Annotated in this window: 12 protein-coding genes, 1 pseudogene and 1 riboswitch; of the genes and pseudogenes, 10 read left to right on the forward strand and 3 right to left on the reverse strand. The window is 59.1% G+C overall.

Annotated features, from left to right (window positions below; genetic code table 11):
* Positions 1-75: 75 nt before the first annotated feature.
* The 9 genes and pseudogenes from BM235_RS32405 to BM235_RS30560 all read left to right on the forward strand — a co-directional run bounded on the left by BM235_RS32405 (position 76) and on the right by BM235_RS30560 (position 13,843).
* Complete coding sequence (locus tag BM235_RS32405) at positions 76-372, forward strand: transposase (RefSeq protein ID WP_090110997.1); 297 nt, start codon at positions 76-78, stop codon at positions 370-372.
* A gap of 14 nt (positions 373-386) precedes the next feature.
* Positions 387-1,250: pseudogene (locus tag BM235_RS30525) on the forward strand (IS3 family transposase); the annotation flags it as partial.
* A 335-nt stretch (positions 1,251-1,585) separates the two neighbouring features.
* Positions 1,586-1,744, forward strand: a riboswitch (cyclic di-AMP (ydaO/yuaA leader).
* A gap of 99 nt (positions 1,745-1,843) precedes the next feature.
* Positions 1,844-3,661: an APC family permease gene (locus BM235_RS30530; RefSeq protein ID WP_090118047.1), complete on the forward strand. Its 1,818-nt coding sequence runs from the start codon at positions 1,844-1,846 to the stop codon at positions 3,659-3,661.
* A 263-nt stretch (positions 3,662-3,924) separates the two neighbouring features.
* Positions 3,925-7,821 (forward strand): galactose-binding domain-containing protein, encoded by a 3,897-nt coding sequence (locus BM235_RS30535; protein ID WP_369803578.1) that lies wholly within the window; start codon positions 3,925-3,927, stop codon positions 7,819-7,821.
* A 183-nt stretch (positions 7,822-8,004) separates the two neighbouring features.
* Entirely contained in the window at positions 8,005-11,841 is a 3,837-nt protein-coding gene (locus tag BM235_RS30540) for an RCC1 domain-containing protein (protein ID WP_143106758.1), read from the forward strand.
* A gap of 156 nt (positions 11,842-11,997) precedes the next feature.
* The gene (locus BM235_RS30545; protein WP_090118050.1) at positions 11,998-12,234 is read left to right on the forward strand and encodes a DUF6953 family protein; all 237 of its coding nucleotides are present in this window, start codon (positions 11,998-12,000) and stop codon (positions 12,232-12,234) included.
* A gap of 64 nt (positions 12,235-12,298) precedes the next feature.
* Positions 12,299-12,766 carry a hypothetical protein gene (locus BM235_RS30550; RefSeq protein WP_090118051.1) on the forward strand — a complete coding sequence of 156 codons (468 nt, stop codon included), beginning with the start codon at positions 12,299-12,301 and terminating at the stop codon, positions 12,764-12,766.
* Between the two features lie 236 nt (positions 12,767-13,002).
* Positions 13,003-13,218, forward strand: a complete 216-nt coding sequence (locus BM235_RS30555) for a cold-shock protein (protein ID WP_090118052.1) — start codon at positions 13,003-13,005, stop codon at positions 13,216-13,218.
* Between the two features lie 421 nt (positions 13,219-13,639).
* Entirely contained in the window at positions 13,640-13,843 is a 204-nt protein-coding gene (locus BM235_RS30560; protein WP_090118053.1) for a cold-shock protein, read from the forward strand.
* Between the two features lie 110 nt (positions 13,844-13,953).
* Here the strand turns inward: BM235_RS30560 and BM235_RS30565 are convergent, their stop codons facing one another.
* From BM235_RS30565 to BM235_RS30575, 3 genes are all read right to left on the reverse strand, one after another.
* Entirely contained in the window at positions 13,954-14,766 is an 813-nt protein-coding gene (locus BM235_RS30565) for a hypothetical protein (protein WP_090118054.1), read from the reverse strand.
* A gap of 189 nt (positions 14,767-14,955) precedes the next feature.
* A complete protein-coding gene (locus tag BM235_RS30570; RefSeq protein WP_255374675.1) occupies positions 14,956-15,471 on the reverse strand; it encodes a L,D-transpeptidase in 516 nt (171 codons plus the stop codon).
* 67 nt (positions 15,472-15,538) lie between these two features.
* Positions 15,539-15,757, reverse strand: a complete 219-nt coding sequence (locus tag BM235_RS30575) for a hypothetical protein (protein ID WP_090118055.1) — start codon at positions 15,755-15,757, stop codon at positions 15,539-15,541.
* Positions 15,758-16,255: 498 nt separating this feature from the next.
* Between BM235_RS30575 and BM235_RS30580 the strand changes: the two genes are divergently transcribed.
* Entirely contained in the window at positions 16,256-17,650 is a 1,395-nt protein-coding gene (locus BM235_RS30580) for a hypothetical protein (protein WP_090118091.1), read from the forward strand.
* The last annotated feature ends 64 nt before the right edge of the window (positions 17,651-17,714 follow it).

The following is a 17,714-nucleotide window of genomic DNA, read 5'->3' on the forward strand; positions in this document are numbered from 1 at the left end:
TTTGCAACTAGAATACAAAGTGGACACCTCTTAAGCTCATGAGATAATAAACAAAAATCACGTGAGGTGTCCTACATGGGCGAGATGCGGAAACATTACAGCGAAGCGTTCATCGAACAAACGGTAAAGTTCATTCAGGAACAGACGAAGTCGATTCCCCAGATCGCAGAGGAACTTGACATCCCCGCCGGCACGCTGAGGAAGTGGATGACCAAGCATCGTAAGTTTGAAAATGAGCCCCTCATGGATCGGGAAACGATTCGTCAGAAGGAAAAACAGATTGCTTCTCAAGAGCGTGAGATCGAAGATCTCAAGGAAGAGATCGCCATCTTAAAAAAAGCCATGCACATCTTCAGCAAAGAAAGGAACTAAGGTTCCAGTTTGTCGAAGATCACCGCTCCGAGTTTCGACTGGAGAAGATGTGCGCCGTACTGAATGTCTCTCGGAGCGGTTTTTACAAATGGATGAATGAAAAACTCAAGGAGACGAACTACCAAAAACGCCGGAGAGCGCTTCTGCTGCGTATCACTTGGATTTTTACCGACTCCTATTGCCGTTATGGCAGCCCTAAAATCACGAGGATCTTGCGCAACGAAGGCTGGATCGTCTCCGAGCGTCTGGTGGGACAGATCATGAGTGAGCATGGCCTCAGATCCTGCGTATCCAGGAAGTTTCGTGTAAACACGACGGACTCCAACCATGACCTGGCGATTGCGCCTAACGTGCTGAATCAGCAGTTTAAGACGACATTACCGAATGAAGTATGGATGGCCGACATCACCTACATCCCTTGCCGGGAAGGCCGTCTGTATCTGGCCAGCATCATGGACCTGTACACCCGCCGCATCGTCGGCTGGAAGCTCTCAGACCGCATGACGACGGACCTGGTGCTGGCTGCACTCGAACAGGCTCACGCGTCCGAGCAACCTTCCGAGAGCGTACTGCATCATTCGGACCGAGGCTCTCAGTATGCTTCCGATGCGTATCGAGGTCGTCTAGAACAACTTGGCATGCAAGCGAGCATGAGCCGCAAGGGAAATTGTTACGATAATGCCTGCATTGAATCCTTCCACAGCGTGCTGAAAAAGGAGTTTATTTACTGTACGAAATTCAGGACCAAGGCGCAGGCGCAGCAAGCGATGTTTGAGTACATTGAGCTCTTCTACAACCGTAAAAGAATTCATGGCTCTTTGGATTACCTATCTCCAGAACAATTCAGAACCCAGTTTTATAACAAGAAGGACAAGTGAGCTTAGAGAGCGTCTACTTTATTGACAGAGGTCCAATTCTGCTGCTTCAGCACCGCCTCGGCCCCACTATCACGCTGTAACCGTGCATCTTGCGGTTACTGCTTTTCTGCCTCGCTCCAGCCGCTTTTTTTCGCCCGCGCTTTCCCCGCAGGCGGACGCTTCATCACCTCAATTCACAATAAACCGCGCGCGGACGTGCGAGAACGCGATAATGCAAGAGCCGCTTGCTTGTAACCGCTCTCTTGGCGCGCTAACCGGCCGCCGCGCTGTTTCATCTCCTTCCGCGGCAGTTTACATGAAGATGGAACGTGACGTATGATTCATTTCGTGATTCAACATCCTAATCGCTGAATCCCGCGAGAGCGGGAACGGGGGAACCAACCGGGTGCCGCGCATGCGCGCCCAGGGGTGAATCGCTTGGCCATGCCAGGCGTAGGGCTGCTTGCCGAGCCCGAATCCGACAGCTAACCTCGCAAGCGTCCGGAAGAGGAACCTGCGCCGCTATTCGCCTAAGAATAAGCTGCGGGAGATCCTTTCCTGCGGCTTTTTTTGATGCGCCTGTGCGGCGTCGGAACAGCAAAGGAGATAACCCCATGGTCAGCAAAGTAAAACGATTACTGATCGGCAGGCCCATGAAGAGCGCGGAAATCGAAGGCGCCAAGCTCGGCAAGTTCAAAGCGCTCGCCGTACTGTCGTCGGACGCCCTGTCGTCGGTAGCGTACGGCACGGAACAGATCCTGCTCGTGCTCATGGCGGCGGGATTCGCGGCCGTCTGGTATTCGGTGCCGATCTCGCTGGCGGTGCTCGGACTTTTGTTCATACTCATCCTGTCTTATCGCCAGACCATCTACGCCTATCCGGCAGGCGGCGGCGCCTACATCGTGGCCAAGGACAATCTCGGCGTCTCGACGGGACTCCTGGCCGGCGGCTCGCTGCTGGTCGACTATATATTGACCGTCGCGGTCAGCTCGTCCGCCGGGACGGACGCGATCACGTCGGCTTTCCCGTCGCTGCATGAGCATAGGGTCTTGATCGCGCTCATCATCATACTGATCCTGACCGTCATGAATCTTCGAGGCGTGACCGAGTCGGCTTCCGTACTGGCCACGCCGATCTACCTGTTCGTCGTCGCGATTTTCGTGCTCATCGCCGCGGGCATCGTCAAGTACGCGACGGGCGGCGCGGACGCCCACGCGCCCGAGTTCGGCGCCGCCGTGTCCAACGTCAGCCTTTTCCTGTTGCTCAAAGCGTTCAGCTCAGGCTGCTCGGCGCTTACGGGCGTCGAGGCCGTATCCAACGCCATCCCCAACTTTAAAAAGCCGGCCGAGCGCAACGCCGCAGCCACGCTGATCATGATGGGGACGATTCTGGGCGCGATGTTTATCGGCATCAGCTTGCTCGCTTACTGGTACGGCGTAGCGCCGGACGAAAAGCAGACGGTCGTCTCGCAAATCGCCGAATCGACCTTCGGTCGGGGCACGATTTATTACGTCATTCAGGCGCTGACCGCGCTGATCCTGGTTCTGGCGGCGAACACGGCGTACTCCGCGTTCCCGCTGCTGGCCTTCATGCTGGCTAAGGACAAATACATGCCGCACGCCTTCATGGTTCGCGGCGACCGGCTCGGTTACTCCAACGGCATCATTTTTCTTGGCGTATTTTCCGCGCTGCTCGTCATTCTTTTCCACGGCAATACGGAGAATCTGATCCCGCTGTACGCGGTCGGCGTCTTCATCCCGTTCACGCTGTCGCAGCTCGGCATGATGGTGCGCTGGATCCGGCTGCGCCCGCAGGGCTGGGCGATGCGTCTCGCGGTCAATACGATCGGCATGCTCACCACGCTGAGCATCACGCTCATCTTCATTTTCACCAAGTTTACGCACGTATGGATGGTATTCGTTTTCCTGCCGATCGTTATGTGGACCTTCTTCGCCATCGCGCGCCACTATCGGAATACGGCCGACGAGCTCCGCATCGATCCGACGAAGGAAAAGCCGTGCATCAAGGGTAGCACGATCGTCGTGCCGGTCGCGGGCGTCACCCGCGTCGTCATGAACTCGCTCAGCTACGCCAAGTCGCTGACCGACAACGTCGTCGCCGTCTACGTCGGCTTCGACGACGAGGAGATCGAGCGCATGGAGAAAAGATGGGCCGATTGGGATCCCGGCGTCCGGCTCATCACGCTGAGATCGAGCTATCGCAGCATCATCCGGCCGATCATGAAGTTCATCGATACGATCGAGTGGAAAACCGCCGAGACCGACCATATCACCGTCCTCATCCCGCAGTTCATCGCCAAGCACTGGTGGCAGCATATTTTGCACAACCAGTCGAGCCTGCTGCTCCGCGCTTATCTTTACAATCAGAAGGACGTCATCATCGCGACCGTGCCTTACCATTTGCGGCGTTAACGTTCATGCTGAGCTTTACGATCGTCTCGTCCGCGATTCGCGGGCGAGGCTTTTTTTGTATCGTAATTCCGCACACACATCCCATAGGAATGTACATCGTCGGCCGGTTTGTAAGCGCTTATAATTTGAAAGGAAGCATCATCCATATCCGGGAGGAGGAGGTTCGCAGAGCCGTTGACTTTAACAGGGTCACTGATCAGCCGCTTAAGTCGGAAGGGACCGGAAAATCGAGTTATCCATCTAAAAGGAGGCAGATGAGGTTTATGCAACTGCATACGGGGAAACGGAAGCCGTGGACGGCTTCTTTGCTGGCGCTCGCGCTGATGGCCGGACTGCTCGCCAACCTGGCCGGACTGCCGGCGTCCAAAGTTTATGCGGACGGTCCGAATCTGGCGGGTAACAAACCTGTGACCGCAAGCTCGTACGCGGACGTGTACCAAGCGGGCAATGCCGTGGACGGCAACGCCGGCACCTACTGGGAGAGCGCGAACAACGCATGGCCGCAGTGGATCCGAGTCGACCTGGGCGCAGCTTCGGCGGTAAATCAGGTCGTGCTGAAGCTGCCGTCAGGATGGGGAACGCGCTCCCAGACGCTGTCCGTGCAGGGCAGCCTGAACGATTCGAACTACAGCACGCTCGCGGCTTCCGCGTCTTATTCGTTTAACCCGGCGACCGGCAACGCGGTGACGATCAGCTTCGCCGCCGCCAGCGCGCGCTACGTCAAGGTCAACTTCACGGCCAACAGCGCTTGGCCGGCCGGTCAGGTGTCCGAACTCGAGGTGTACGGAACCGTCGCGCCGCCGGCCAACAACGTCTACGAGGCCGAGGCCGCGGCGTTGTCCGGCGGGGCAAAGGTGAACACGGACCACGCCGGTTATACGGGGACGGGATTCGTGGACGGCTATTGGACGCAAGGGGCGCAGACGCAGTTTACCGTCAATGCTGCAGCCGCCGGCAACTACGCGGTCGCGCTGAAGTACGGCAACGCGAACGGCGCGGCCAGAACGCTGAGCGTCTATGTGAACGGCACCAAGGTCAAACAGACGACGCTCGCCAATCTCGCCAACTGGGATGCATGGGGAACGCAATCCGAGACGTTCGCGCTGAACGCGGGCAGCAACACGATTGCCTATAAATACGACGCGACCGATTCCGGCAACGTTAACTTGGACCAAATCGCCCTGACCGCAGTGTCCGCGACGCCGACGCCGACGGCAACGCCGACCGCGACGCCGACGGCAACGCCAACGGCAACGCCGACAGCAACGCCGACAGCAACGCCGACAGCGACGCCAACGGCAACGCCGACCGCAACACCAACGGCTACGCCAACCGCTACGCCGACCTCTACGCCTCCGCCGTCCGGCTCCAACTTGGCGCAGGGCAAGCCGATCACTGCTTCTTCCGTCAACTGGACTTATGTTGCTACCAACGCCAACGATGGCAATACGGCTACCTACTGGGAAAGCAATGCGAACAGCTACCCCGCCACGCTGACCGTCTCGCTCGGCTCGAATGCCAGCATCTCCGCCATCGTGCTGAAGCTCAATCCGGACAACGCCTGGGCGACGCGCACGCAGACGATCCAGGTGCTGGGCCGCGATCAGAACGCGACTGCATTCAACAACCTGGTCTCGTCCGCGCAGTACGCGTTTAACCCGGCGACCGGCAATACGGTCACCATCCCCGTGAGCGCTACGGCCAGCGGCGTGCAGCTGAAGTTCACGGCGAACACGGGCGCGACGGGCGGCCAGGTGGCAGAGTTCCAGGTCATCGGCGTACCCGCGCCGAATCCGGATCTGACCGTGACGGGCTTGTCCTGGACGCCGTCCGCGCCGGTCGAGACGGACAGCGTCAACCTGACGGCGACCGTCAAAAACGCCGGCACGCTGGCATCCGCAGCGACGACCGTCAACTTCTATTTGGGCACGACCAAAGCTGGCACGGCGAACGTGGGCGCGCTCGCGGCCGGCGCCCAGGCTAACATCACCGCCAGCATCGGCGCCAAGGACGCAGGCAGTTATGCCGTCTCTGCCAAGATCGACGAAGACAACGCCGTCATCGAGCAGAACGAAAACAACAACAGCTACGCTGCCGCTTCCAACCTGACGATCAGCCCGGTTCAGAGCTCGGACCTGGTCGCAACGTCGGTCAGCTGGAGCCCGAGCAATCCGGCTGCGGGCAATACGACGAATTTTTCCGTCATCCTGAAAAATCAAGGCACGATCGCTTCGGCCGCCGGCGCGCACGCCGTCACGCTGACGCTGACGGACGCCACGACCAATGCGGTGCTTAAGACGCTAACCGCCAGCTACACCGGCACGCTCGCCGCAGGCGCATCCAGCCCGTCGATCGCGCTCGGCAGTTGGACCGCATCGAACGGCAAGTACAACGTCAAGGTCCAGATCGCCGCCGACGGCAACGAATTGTCCGTCAAGCAAGCGAACAACGTCTCCACGCAGCCGCTGTTCGTCGGACGCGGCGCGAACATGCCGTTCGACATGTACGAGGCCGAGGACGGCACGATCGGCGGCGGCGCGGCCGTCGTCGGGCCGAACCGCAACATCGGCGATCTCGCCGGCGAAGCGTCCGGCCGCAAGGCGGTCACGCTGAACGCCACCGGCAGCTACGTGCAGTTCACGACCAAGGCGAGCACCAACACGCTAGTCGCCCGCTTCTCCATCCCGGACGCGCCGGGCGGCGACGGCATCGACGCGACGCTGAACGTCTACGTCAACGGCACGTTCGCCAAGGCCATCGACCTGACGTCCAGGTATGCCTGGCTGTACGGCTCCGAAACCGCGCCGGGCAACAGCCCGGGCTCCGGCTCGCCGCGTCACATTTATGACGAAGCGAATCTTATGTTCGACACGACGATCCCGGCGGGCAGCACGATCCGCCTGCAGAAGGACGCGGCCAACGCGACGAACTACGCCATCGACTTCGTCAGCCTCGAGCAGGCGTCGCCGATCGCGAATCCCGACCCGGCCAAGTACGTCGTGCCGACGGGCTTCACGCACCAGGACGTGCAAAACGCGCTCGACAAAGTGCGGATGGACACGACCGGGACCTACGTGGGCGTCTACCTGCCGGCGGGCACGTACACGACGTCGAACAAGTTCCAGGTGTACGGCAAACCGATCAAGGTGATCGGCGCCGGTCCATGGTACACGCGCTTCGTCGCGCCGTCGAACCAGGCCAACACCGACATCGGCTTCTCGGCGACGTCCACGGCGAACGGCTCCACCTTTGCCAACTTCGCCTACTTCGGCAACTACACGTCCCGGATCGACGGACCGGGCAAAGTGTTCGACTTTTCCAACGTCGCCAACATGACGATCGACAACATCTGGACCGAACACATGGTGTGCATGTATTGGGGCGCCAACACGGACTACGTGACGATCAAAAACTCGCGCATCCGTAATACGTTCGCCGACGGCATCAACATGACGAACGGCAGCACGAACAACCTGATCTCCAACAACGAAGCGCGCGCGACCGGCGACGACAGCTTCGCGCTGTTCTCGGCGATCGACGCGGGCGGAGCAGACGAGAAGGACAACATTTTCGAAAACCTGACGTCCATCCTCACCTGGCGCGCGGCTGGCCTGGCGGTATACGGCGGGTACGCCAACACGTTCCGCAACATTTACATCGCGGATACGCTCTGCTACTCGGGTATTACGATCAGCTCGCTCGATTTCGGCTACCCGATGAACGGCTTCGGCGCAAGCCCTACCACGAATCTGCAAAATATCTCGATCGTGCGTGCGGGCGGCCACTTCTGGGGGCAGCAGACGTTCCCGGCGATCTGGGTGTTCTCGGCGTCCAAGGTGTTCCAGGGCATTCGCGTGAGCGACGTCGATATCGTCGATCCGACGTATCACGGCATCATGTTCCAGACGAAGTACAACGGCACGCAACCGGAAAATCCGGTGACCGATACGATCTTCACCAACATCAGCATCTCCGGCGCACAGAAGAGCGGCGATGCGTTCGACGCGAAGAGCGGCGTCGGCATCTGGGCGAACGAAATGCCGGAACCGGGCCAAGGTCCGGCGGTCGGCTCGGTTACGTTTAACAATCTGAAGTTCAACAACGTCGTGACGCCGATCAAGAATACGACCTCGACCTTTACGATCAACGTCAATCCTTAAATCAAGGCCGACCAACAGTCCGTTCGCCCTCCGGCGGGCGGGCTGTTTGCATGAGCGGCATTAAGGATTAACGGCGTATTCCTTTAACCGAATTAACTTTCGATAATCGTATCGTCCTGCCGGCCTCCCTTAAAATAGCGGCAGAAGCCGGACTGCGCGCCGGCAAGCGAGGAGGAATTCAAGTTGAGACGCAAATTGAGCATGCTGATGTGTCTGGCGCTGCTTCTGGGGCTCATTCCGATATACGGCGGGAACGCCGACGCAGCCGCGCCGGGCAATGAACCTCAGCTGGTCGCGGGGTATTACCACAATGTCGGGTTGACGACGAACGGGAGCGTATGGGGATGGGGCGGCAATGAAAAAGGCGGATTGGCCGACGGAACCAACGTGAATCGCAGCATCCCGGTAGCGGCACAGGGCATGACCGGCGTCGCGTCGATCGCGGCGGGAGTCAGACAATCGTTCGCGATCAAGAAGGACGGGACGGTATGGGCCTGGGGCTCCAACAACTACGGGCAGTTGGGAGACGGCACGAAGACGGACAGATGGCTGCCCGTGCAAATCGCGATCGGCGACGTGGCTTCGCTGTCGGGCGGCATCGGCTACCATACGCTTGCCTTGAAGAAGGACGGGACCGTGTGGGCGTGGGGAGACAACGGCAACGGAGAGCTTGGGGACGGCACATTGACAGACCGCTCCGTACCTGCCGAAATCCCCGGTCTCGCGAACATGATCGCGGTATCGGCCGGCGGCTACCATAGCATCGCCCTGAAGGCCGACGGGACGGTATGGGCTTGGGGACTCAATTCTTCGGGCGAGATGGGGAACGGTACGGAGTCGGTCGCTCAGACGACGCCGGTGCGAGTATCGGGGCTGGATCATGTGGTCGCGATCTCGGCCGGCAACTATCACAATCTCGCGCTGAAGGAGAACGGGACGGTATGGGCGTGGGGCGACAACGACTGGGGCGCGCTGGGCGACGGGACGACGACCAAGCGGATCGTGCCGGTCCAGGTGAACGGACTGAGCGGCGTTAAGGCAGTGTCCGCAGGCGGCTGGCACAGCATCGCGCTGAAGACGGACGGCACGGTATGGACCTGGGGCTACAATAAGTACGGGCAGGTGGGCGACGGCACGCTAACGAATCGAAACGCGCCCGTGCAGTTAAGCGGTCTTTCCGAATTCGTGCAGATCGCGGCCGGCGCCTTTCACTCGGCAGCCTTGCGCAAAGACGGTTCTGTCTGGAGCTGGGGGCTCGGCAGCTACGGGCAGCACGGCAACGCGAGCAGTGCCGATACCGCCGTTCCCGTTCAAAGCAAAGCATGGCTCGACGGCACGACGCCGGACGTCGCCTCCGGCACGATCGCGGCTTCGGGGGTTACGACGAACAGCGCTACGTTGACGTGGGCGAAGGCGACCGACAACATGACCGAGCAGTCCGGCTTGCAATATCGCGTTTATCGTTCCTTTAAAAGCAATATTCAGTCGGTCGCGGATATCGAATCCAAAGGCATCGTCGTCAACGCGTATACGGCCGATATCGACAGCTTGGCACTGACGGGCCTGCTCGACGGCATGCCTTACTACTTTAACGTGATCGTCAAGGATAAGGCCGGCAATAAGACCGCTTATGGGATGCAGCAGGTCGTGACGGTCGCCATCCCTACGTATAGCGTCATCTATAGAGGGAACGGAAGTACCGGGGGCACCGTGCCGGTGGACGACTACACTTACTATGAGGGTGAAGAGGCCGAGGTTCTCGGCAATGCCGGAGGGCTGGTCAGAGCCGCATACACGTTCGCGAATTGGAACACGAAAGCCGACGGAACCGGCGAGGCTTATGCGGAAGGCGATTTGGCGCCCATCGGGCATGAGGACCTCGTGCTCTACGCGCAATGGACGAAGAACCCGCCCTACAAGGTAATCTACGAAGGCAACGGGGAAACGGGCGGCCCGGGTCCGAACGACGACGAGGAATACGGGCCCGGCGCGGCTGCGATCGTCATGGGCAATGCCGGCGGCTTCGTCAAAAGCGGCTATGCCTTTGCCGGCTGGAATACCAAGCCGGACGGCGGCGGCACGCCGTATTCGGCAGGGGAGACGCTGACCATCGGCGCTGACGACGTGACGCTGTATGCGCAGTGGACGGCGATCACGACGTATCGCGTGACGTACGAGGCAGGCGATACCGATAGCGGCAGCGTACCCGTGGATGCAGGCGCGTATGAAGAAGGCGCCGAAGTGACGGTGCGAGGCAATCCGGGTAATCTGGCGAAAGCCGGCTTTGACTTCGTCGGTTGGACGTTGTCGGCCGAGGGCACCGGAACGGTGTACAAGAATGGCGACAAGCTGACGATGGGCGCGTCCGACTTGACGCTGTACGCCAAGTGGGAGATCGATGCGGGCCCGGGCCCCGATCCTGTAGCTGCGCCGAAGCTATCGTCGCTCCATCTATCGGCGGGCGTTTGGAGCACGGCCTTTGCTTCGGACACGACGGCGTACACGATCACCCTGCCGGAGGAAGTCCCTTCGGTCGACATAACGTCGGCAGCCGCGAACGAACGCCAATCCGTTACGGCCAGCGTTTACGACGGGGAAGGCCTGCGGATCGTCGGCCCGGTCGAGCTCGGCGCAGAATCCGAGCGCGTCTCGCTTATCGCCTCCGCAGCCTCCTTGCAGATCGCGGTCGTTGCCGAAGACGGCAGGGCATTGAAGTACACGCTGCAAATCAAAAGAGAAAAGGCGCAGGATCCGGCGACGCCAACGCCGATACCGACGCCTTCGCCAACGCCGACTCCGCCTCCATTCAAGCTGACGATCGGGGGAGCGGAGCAGTCCCTTATCGGAGCGGCGACCATGAACGCGCACGATCTCGACGTGCAGCTGCGATCATCGGCGCTGACGACCGGCTTGACGGATGCGGCTGAGGGGACTTCGATCGCGATCACGGCGCCAGACGACGCGTTGAGCCTGACCGTGCGGTTCGACGCAGCGGCGCTTAACGCCATGAAGGAGAAACGAGCGTTGCTCCAGCTCGTGACGGCCCAAGGAAGCTATACGCTTCCGATCACCGACCTTCCTCCTGTCGAAGCGGCTGCCGGCGCGACATACAGCTTGACCGTGGGCCGAGGGGGAGAAGGGACCGCCCTGCAGCTGTCCCAGGCGGCAACGGATGCGGGATATGCCATCATCGGTTCGCCAGTATCGTTCGAATTAAAGGTAGACGATGCGGGCCGAGCGACGGTCGTCGACAGCTTCAAGTCCTTTGTAAAAAGAGAGCTGCCGCTGCCGGCTGGGGCCGATCCGACAGGCGTGACGGCCGTCGCGGTCGAACCCGACGGCACGCTTCGGCCGGTTCCGACGGAGATCGTGGCCCGCGACGGCCGGTATTACGCAGTCGTCCGCAGTCTGACGAACAGCGCCTACGCGCTCGTCCGATCGACGGCGCAGGACTTCGCGGATCTGAGCGGGCACTGGGCACGGGAAGCGATCGCCGACATGGCGGCTCGGCTGATCGTGTACGGCTATTCGGGCGGCGAATTCCGCCCGAACGCCGCCGTCAGCCGCGCGGAATTCGCTGCCATGCTCATTCGAGCGCTGGGACTGCCGCAAACGGCGAACGGAACGAACGCGTTCGCGGATATAAAGGCTGGGGCCTGGTACGGCGGAGCCGTCGAACAAGCGGCGGCGTACAGCCTGCTGCTCGGCGGCAGCGACGGCCGATTCCGGCCGGACGAGACGATCACCCGCGAGGAAGCGTTCGCGGTAATCGCGCGCGCTGCGAAGCTCGCCGGCATTCAAGCCACGGCGGCAACCGGGGATGCGGACCGCATCCTGCTTGCATTCGCCGATGGCGACGCGATTCACGGATGGGCGCGCGAGGACGTAGCGGGCGCCGTGCAGGAGGGCCTCGTTCAAGGCGCAGGAGGCCGGCTTGATCCGACGGGATCGGTGACCCGCGCCGAGACGGCTACTATGCTTCGCCGCTTGCTCGTGCAGGCAGGCTTGATCCAAGATTAACGTTTTTACAGAGAGGGACAACCCGGGCGGTCTGCCTGAACCGTCCTTCTCTTTTTTTATCGGCGCTCGATTAATTGCCTGCAATTCCCGTCAATTTGGTACAATAAGAAACGGTCAAGCGCAAGAAGAGTTACCGGCAGTCAAGGAGGCATCGGAATGGAAAATACGGCGCAGGACGTGGCGGACTGGATGGTTAGCGAGATTCGCCATCGGGGAATGTTGAAGCAGGAGGAAGCGGTCGCTTATATCCGCGAGCAGTTCGGCGAACGATTCGTGTTCGTGAACGAACGCGGCCATACAGCGCTCGACCGCGAGGTGGTCAAGGCGTTTCGCAAGCTCCACGGGGGCCGCGTCGCTTGGGATCGCGACGGTTTTTTCTGGGGATGGACCTGAAGCGGCCGGTTGAACGCGCGGATGCGCAGCGATATAGATAGATCATGACAAGGAGCGTGCAAGCATGCTGAGCTTTGAGCAAAAGCTGGCGATCGCCGACGAATTCAAAGAGCTGACGCGCAAGGACGTATCGCTCGGCCGCGTCAATTATCAATTCGAAGGCAGCGCCTTCGACAAGAAAAACGTCATTTATCATTTGCACCGCAGCGGCAACGGCTTCGTATATGCGGGGAGGCTTGACGGGTACGATACGGACGATAAAGGCTTCGCCAATATCGCCGAGTTTTCGGAGGAACAGCTGCGGACGATCGTCGCGGCATCCATCGATTCGCTCAGAGGCGAAGCGGGCGCAGCATCCGAGCCGGCCCTAGAAGAAATCTGGCGGAACGAGAAGCGGCAGACGCTGGAATTGAAGTACGACGACGAAGATGCGATGTGGTACGTCTATGCGGGGCTTAACTTGGACGGCGCATTCGACTCCTACGACGAAGCCGCGGCCTACTTGAAGGAAGAAGGGTTCGCCAAGGCTTAAATCGTGCTTTGAAAAGGGGCGGAAATCCGCTTAAGGACCATTTTGGATTTGCCATCCGTTCTTTTATGGGCTATGATGGATATAATGCATGTACGTGGAGAATCATATATCGTCAAGGTTCCATGGCAGTTAGCGAAGCCTTGTCGAGTATATGATTTTTTAGTTTTGACGGTTCGAGGCTGCTTGTGTTACGCCCAATACAAGGAACAAGGCTAAGCCTTGGAGAGGAGCGCTCCATGTACAATTCCCGCAAAAAACCGGTCGAAGAGGTCCCCCTCGAGCCGACTTCCGTATGGTCCTGCGCCAGCGATAGCTGCAACGGATGGATTCGCGAAAATTTTGCGTTTTCGGACGAACCGGCTTGCACGCTCTGCGGATCGCCGATGGAAAAGACCGAGCGCATGCTTCCCGCCCTCGTGAACACGAGCCTGTCGATGTCGAGCCGCAGCTGAGGCTGGCCGCCGCATCGAACTTGGATACCCGTGATCGCGCCCGATGCCGTATCTCCTTATGGAGAGCGGCATCTTTGCATCTGAGGGGGAGATTCGATATTTCCAAAAAAAAGTTGTGCGACCCTGTTTAAGATCTCCCGTATTTGGTTAACCTATATATGAGCGACGCTTTACCCTGCCGAGGGGAGTGAAGCCGGCAAGGAAGAGCGTTTTATTGTTCTGCCTTACATGGACCATTTCTGCATTTGCGTTCCTGGACAAGATATGATAAGATGAATCTAATCTAAATCTTGACCTGAGTTCGCATATTGTAGAGGGTTATTATTTTAGAAGCTTTAATAACCTTGTACAATATGTGAATTTTATTTTCTACGCAAAATAAAGGTCATGTAGAAAAAACATTTTTTGGAGGTAATACCAAATGGCTCAACAAGGTACAGTTAAGTGGTTCAACGCAGAAAAAGGCTTCGGTTTCATCGAAGTTGAAGGCGGCAACGACGTATTCGTTCACTTCTCCGCAATCGTCGGCGAAGGCTTCAAGACGCTTGACGAAGGCCAACGCGTTGAATTCAACGTTGTTCAAGGCAACCGCGGTCCTCAAGCTGAGAACGTTGTAAAGCTGTAATAGGATTTTAAGCGGCGGCAACGCCCTTAAATAGCAAAGCCCGGCCTATGGCCGGGCTTTTGTGCGTGTATGAACCTGAATTCGGTTTCTTGCTTCTGCCTTTTGGGCGTTCATGCCGCGGCCAAAAACGACGCGCGTGCGATCGCCTCCGAGATTTTCTGCTCGAGCGCGTATTGATTTTGCTTGGCTTCGTTGATCTGGCCGGCTATCTTGAGCAGGCTCGCAAGCGCGCTGGAGGCGTCTCCAGGGGCATTCTTTTTCGCGGCTGCATTAAAGCTGCTCCAGAGCGTCTTGCCTGCCTGCTTTGCGGCGGAAGCGGCCCGTTTTTCCGCTTGAATACGCGTCTTCAACCCGTCGATCGCTTCCAGCGGCTCCTTGGCTCGCTTCGACTTCGCGGTGGCGGCGCTTTTGGCGAGCTTGAGCTTGTCTTGCTTGGCTCGAATATCGTCGCGAGCGAGTTGAACCGTCACTTTCATGATATCGGCTTGAAGCTTGAGCGCCGCGTTCAGCTCTTTGTTTTTTAACATGCGTGCCGCTTCGATCCGCTTGTTGAGCGCCGTATAACCTTCGAAGAGCGGCTTGTACTTGGCCTGCGCAGCCTTGACCTGTCCGTCCAGCTTGGCGATATCGACGGCGTCGATGTCTTTGATCCGCTGCTTGGCCGTCTTCAACTGCAGCTCGTTGCGATCGTGCAGGGCGGCGGTCGCTTCGTCCGTCTGATCGCCCTTGGCCTCCAGCGATACGAGCGCGTCGTGTTGAGACGCGATCTTGGTGCGCAGCGCCGGCTCCGTCGCCGCATACATCTTGTCGTAAGCGGTCTTGGCCGCCGCGGAGAAGGTGAACGCAGCGGCCTCCGACACCCCCGGCAACATCGCAAACCACGTCAGTACCGCCGCAAGCACGACTTTAAATCCCCATCGCATAACGAATTTCCTCCCCGAAAAGGTTGATTGGACAGCAAAAAAGCACCAGCAAGCAAGGCTGTGGCCTTGACTCACGGGTGCTTCCCCTGTCGGATGATAAGTATTCTGTTCGTTCAATATACACGGAAACGATGTTGGAAGTCAATCCCTTTTTGGGAACGTATATTCCCGTCCTAAAAGGGCGAATGGTTACTTTTGGATAAGCACCAGCGTTTTGCTCGGAATCTCGTCGTACAGCCAACGGATGTCTTTATTGTGCAGGCGTATGCAGCCGGCGGATACGTATTTGCCGATCGATTTCTCATTGTTGGTGCCGTGGATGCCGTAAGCGTAGGAGACGTCGCCGTTTTTCAGCGTCACCTTGAGGCCGAGCCAGCGATCGCCAAGCGGATTTTTAGGATCGCCGCCTTTGATTTTTTCCTTGTAGTAGGGGCGATTTTTAATTTTCTCCTGAATGACAAAAAGACCTTCGGGGGTGTACGAAGGTTTGGCGCCGGTCGCGACCGGGAACGTTTTGACGAGCTTGCCTTCCTTGAAGTACGCCAGCTTATTGAGCGATTTGTCGATTACGATGAAGTTCTCGTAGCCGCTGTACTTCGCGTCCAGCTTGATCTGGGCGGCTGATGCCGCGGATGCGGTACCTAAGGGAATCAGGCCAATCATGCAGATGAACAGACCGAGCAACACCGAAAAAGCTTTTTTCAATGGAATCGCCTCCTTGCGCTGTTCCCCATGGATATGCGCGAGAGGAGGCGAATATGGTTGGATAAGCTCAGGTTTTCCGCTTCAGCTCGAAAAATTCGCAGTCCCGCCTATTGTGATAGGCCAGTTCGCTGACGCTGGTCTGAATGACGACGGTGTTGTCGTCGAAGCGAAGAATGACGCCGCCGCTGTCCACGATATGATCGTTTTTGAAAACGCGCATGCGGAGCTGACGCTCCATCGCCTCTTGGAAATCCGCGTCCGTAAACAGTCTGCGGTTGATTGACATAAGGGTACCCCTTTCTTGGCCCGGTTCCGCTAACGTCCGAGACAGGGCGGTCGGGAGTCATAGAAGAACGGCTCTATCCATCATAATGCCGCGGAAGGCGCAAATCCAGGGCTGTCATCCGTTTGTTTCAGCAAAGGCACAACTCTTGTGCTGATTGGCGTAGCTCTGCGCTTGTGGTTGGCCGATCGGTACGGCGGGTTCCTCTCCGATCACGGTTGTCCCACTTGTGGGTTTCCGCCGGAAAGGCGCTGTTACTCCTTTGGATGTTCTGGCTGCTATGGCAGGATTTGCGGCGACAGAGACAGAGATGAAGGGGATGATAGGATGGGCTTTGGGGTGGTGTAGTTGCTTTTTTGGTTATGACTGCTGAACCTGTTCGAGGGGGATACCGTGTAAACGTACGAAAGGGAAGCTCCGGCCCTTGCACCGGGACGAACGCCCGCCCGCCTCTCCGCATACGATGTAGCAGTCTTCGGGGAGAGGCAGAGGGTGATGACTTTGGAGATAGCCCTGACATCCTTGCATTGGGTGTACCTGGCTTTTATTTTATTTATCATGGCGATGCTCGTAATGCGCCGCGATACGATGCTGGTGTGCGTGTTCGGCATTCTTGCGCTGGGCTTGATCGCGACGGACAGTCTCGGCAGCTCGGTATCGGGCATATTCAACAGCTTCATTTATGCGATTAAAGAGCTCATCGGCACGATCCTCATCATTTCGATCATCGTTTCGATGAGCCGGATTTTGATTCGGACGGGGATCAACGAAGTAATGGTCGCGCCGCTGACGCGGTTCATTCGGACGCCCGCGATGGCTTACTGGGGCATCGGCATCATCATGATGGTCGCGTCGTGGTTTTTCTGGCCATCGCCGGGCGTCGCGCTGATCGGCGCGGTGCTGCTCCCGGTCGCCGTGCGGGTCGGACTGCCGGCGCTCGGGGCCGCGATGGCGATGAATTTGTTCGGACATGGCATCGCGCTGTCCGGAGACTACATCATTCAGGGCGCGCCGAAGCTGACGGCGGACGCGGCGGGTCTGCCCGTGTCGCAGGTCATGGAGGCAAGCATACCGCTCGTGGCGGTGATGGGCATCGTCACGACGGCGACGGCGTTTTGGCTGATGCGGAGGGACTTGAAGCGCGGCGCCTTCCGCGACGGCTTGGTCGCGGAGGCGCCCGCAGGTGACGCCGGCGGGAAGAACGATGCGATTCCGATGGCGCCCGTGCTCAAGCGGGTGCTTGCCGCGGTTATTCCGCTGCTGTTCCTGGCCGATGTCGGCGCCATGATCGCGTTCAAGCTGCAAGGCGGCGACGCCACGGCGCTCATCGGCGGCACGGCCGTGCTCATCCTTATCGCAGTGACGCTGCTGGCTCATGGCGATCGGGGGCTCGAGGCGACGACGGATTACCTCATCGAGGGGCTGCAGTTCGGCTTCCGCGTATTCGGCCCCGTCATTCCGATCGCCGCCTTCTTCTATCTCGGAGATTCGGCATTCGGGGACCTCATCGGCAAGCTGCCGGAAGGCTCGCACGGCATCGTGAACGATCTTGGCGTCGCGCTTTCGAACACGGTGCCGCTGAACGGCGCGGTGAGCTCCGTGACGCTGACCGTCGTGGGCGCCATTACCGGGCTCGACGGCTCGGGCTTTTCCGGCATCTCGCTGGCGGGCTCCATCGCGAATATGTTCGGCGCTTCGGTCGGCGGCACCGACACGTTGACGGCGCTCGGTCAAGTCGCGGCCATCTGGGTGGGGGGCGGCACGCTGATCCCGTGGGCGCTCATCCCCGCGGCGGCCATTTGCGGCGTCAGCCCGTTCGAACTGGCCCGGCGCAATTTGCTGCCGGTGCTGATCGGACTCGCGGTGACGACCGTCGTCGCGATGTTCCTGATCTGACGCTTCGCGCGGGGGGCGTCTTGATGCCCGAGGATATCGTCTAAAGCCAAAACAAGGGGAGGCC

Origin of the sequence: Cohnella sp. OV330 (assembly GCF_900112065.1) — a bacterium.
GTDB lineage: Bacteria > Bacillota > Bacilli > Paenibacillales > Paenibacillaceae > Cohnella.

Excerpts from the sequence above, each read along its gene's own strand:
- BM235_RS32405 (WP_090110997.1), top strand. The coding sequence starts at position 76 with ATGGGCGAGATGCGGAAACATTACAGCGAAGCGTTCATCGAACAAACG.
- BM235_RS30530 (WP_090118047.1), top strand. The coding sequence starts at position 1,844 with ATGGTCAGCAAAGTAAAACGATTACTGATCGGCAGGCCCATGAAGAGC.
- BM235_RS30535 (WP_369803578.1), top strand. The coding sequence starts at position 3,925 with ATGCAACTGCATACGGGGAAACGGAAGCCGTGGACGGCTTCTTTGCTG.
- BM235_RS30545 (WP_090118050.1), top strand. The coding sequence starts at position 11,998 with ATGGAAAATACGGCGCAGGACGTGGCGGACTGGATGGTTAGCGAGATT.
- BM235_RS30550 (WP_090118051.1), top strand. The coding sequence starts at position 12,299 with ATGCTGAGCTTTGAGCAAAAGCTGGCGATCGCCGACGAATTCAAAGAG.
- BM235_RS30555 (WP_090118052.1), top strand. The coding sequence starts at position 13,003 with ATGTACAATTCCCGCAAAAAACCGGTCGAAGAGGTCCCCCTCGAGCCG.
- BM235_RS30560 (WP_090118053.1), top strand. The coding sequence starts at position 13,640 with ATGGCTCAACAAGGTACAGTTAAGTGGTTCAACGCAGAAAAAGGCTTC.
- BM235_RS30565 (WP_090118054.1), bottom strand. The coding sequence starts at position 14,766 with ATGCGATGGGGATTTAAAGTCGTGCTTGCGGCGGTACTGACGTGGTTT.
- BM235_RS30575 (WP_090118055.1), bottom strand. The coding sequence starts at position 15,757 with ATGTCAATCAACCGCAGACTGTTTACGGACGCGGATTTCCAAGAGGCG.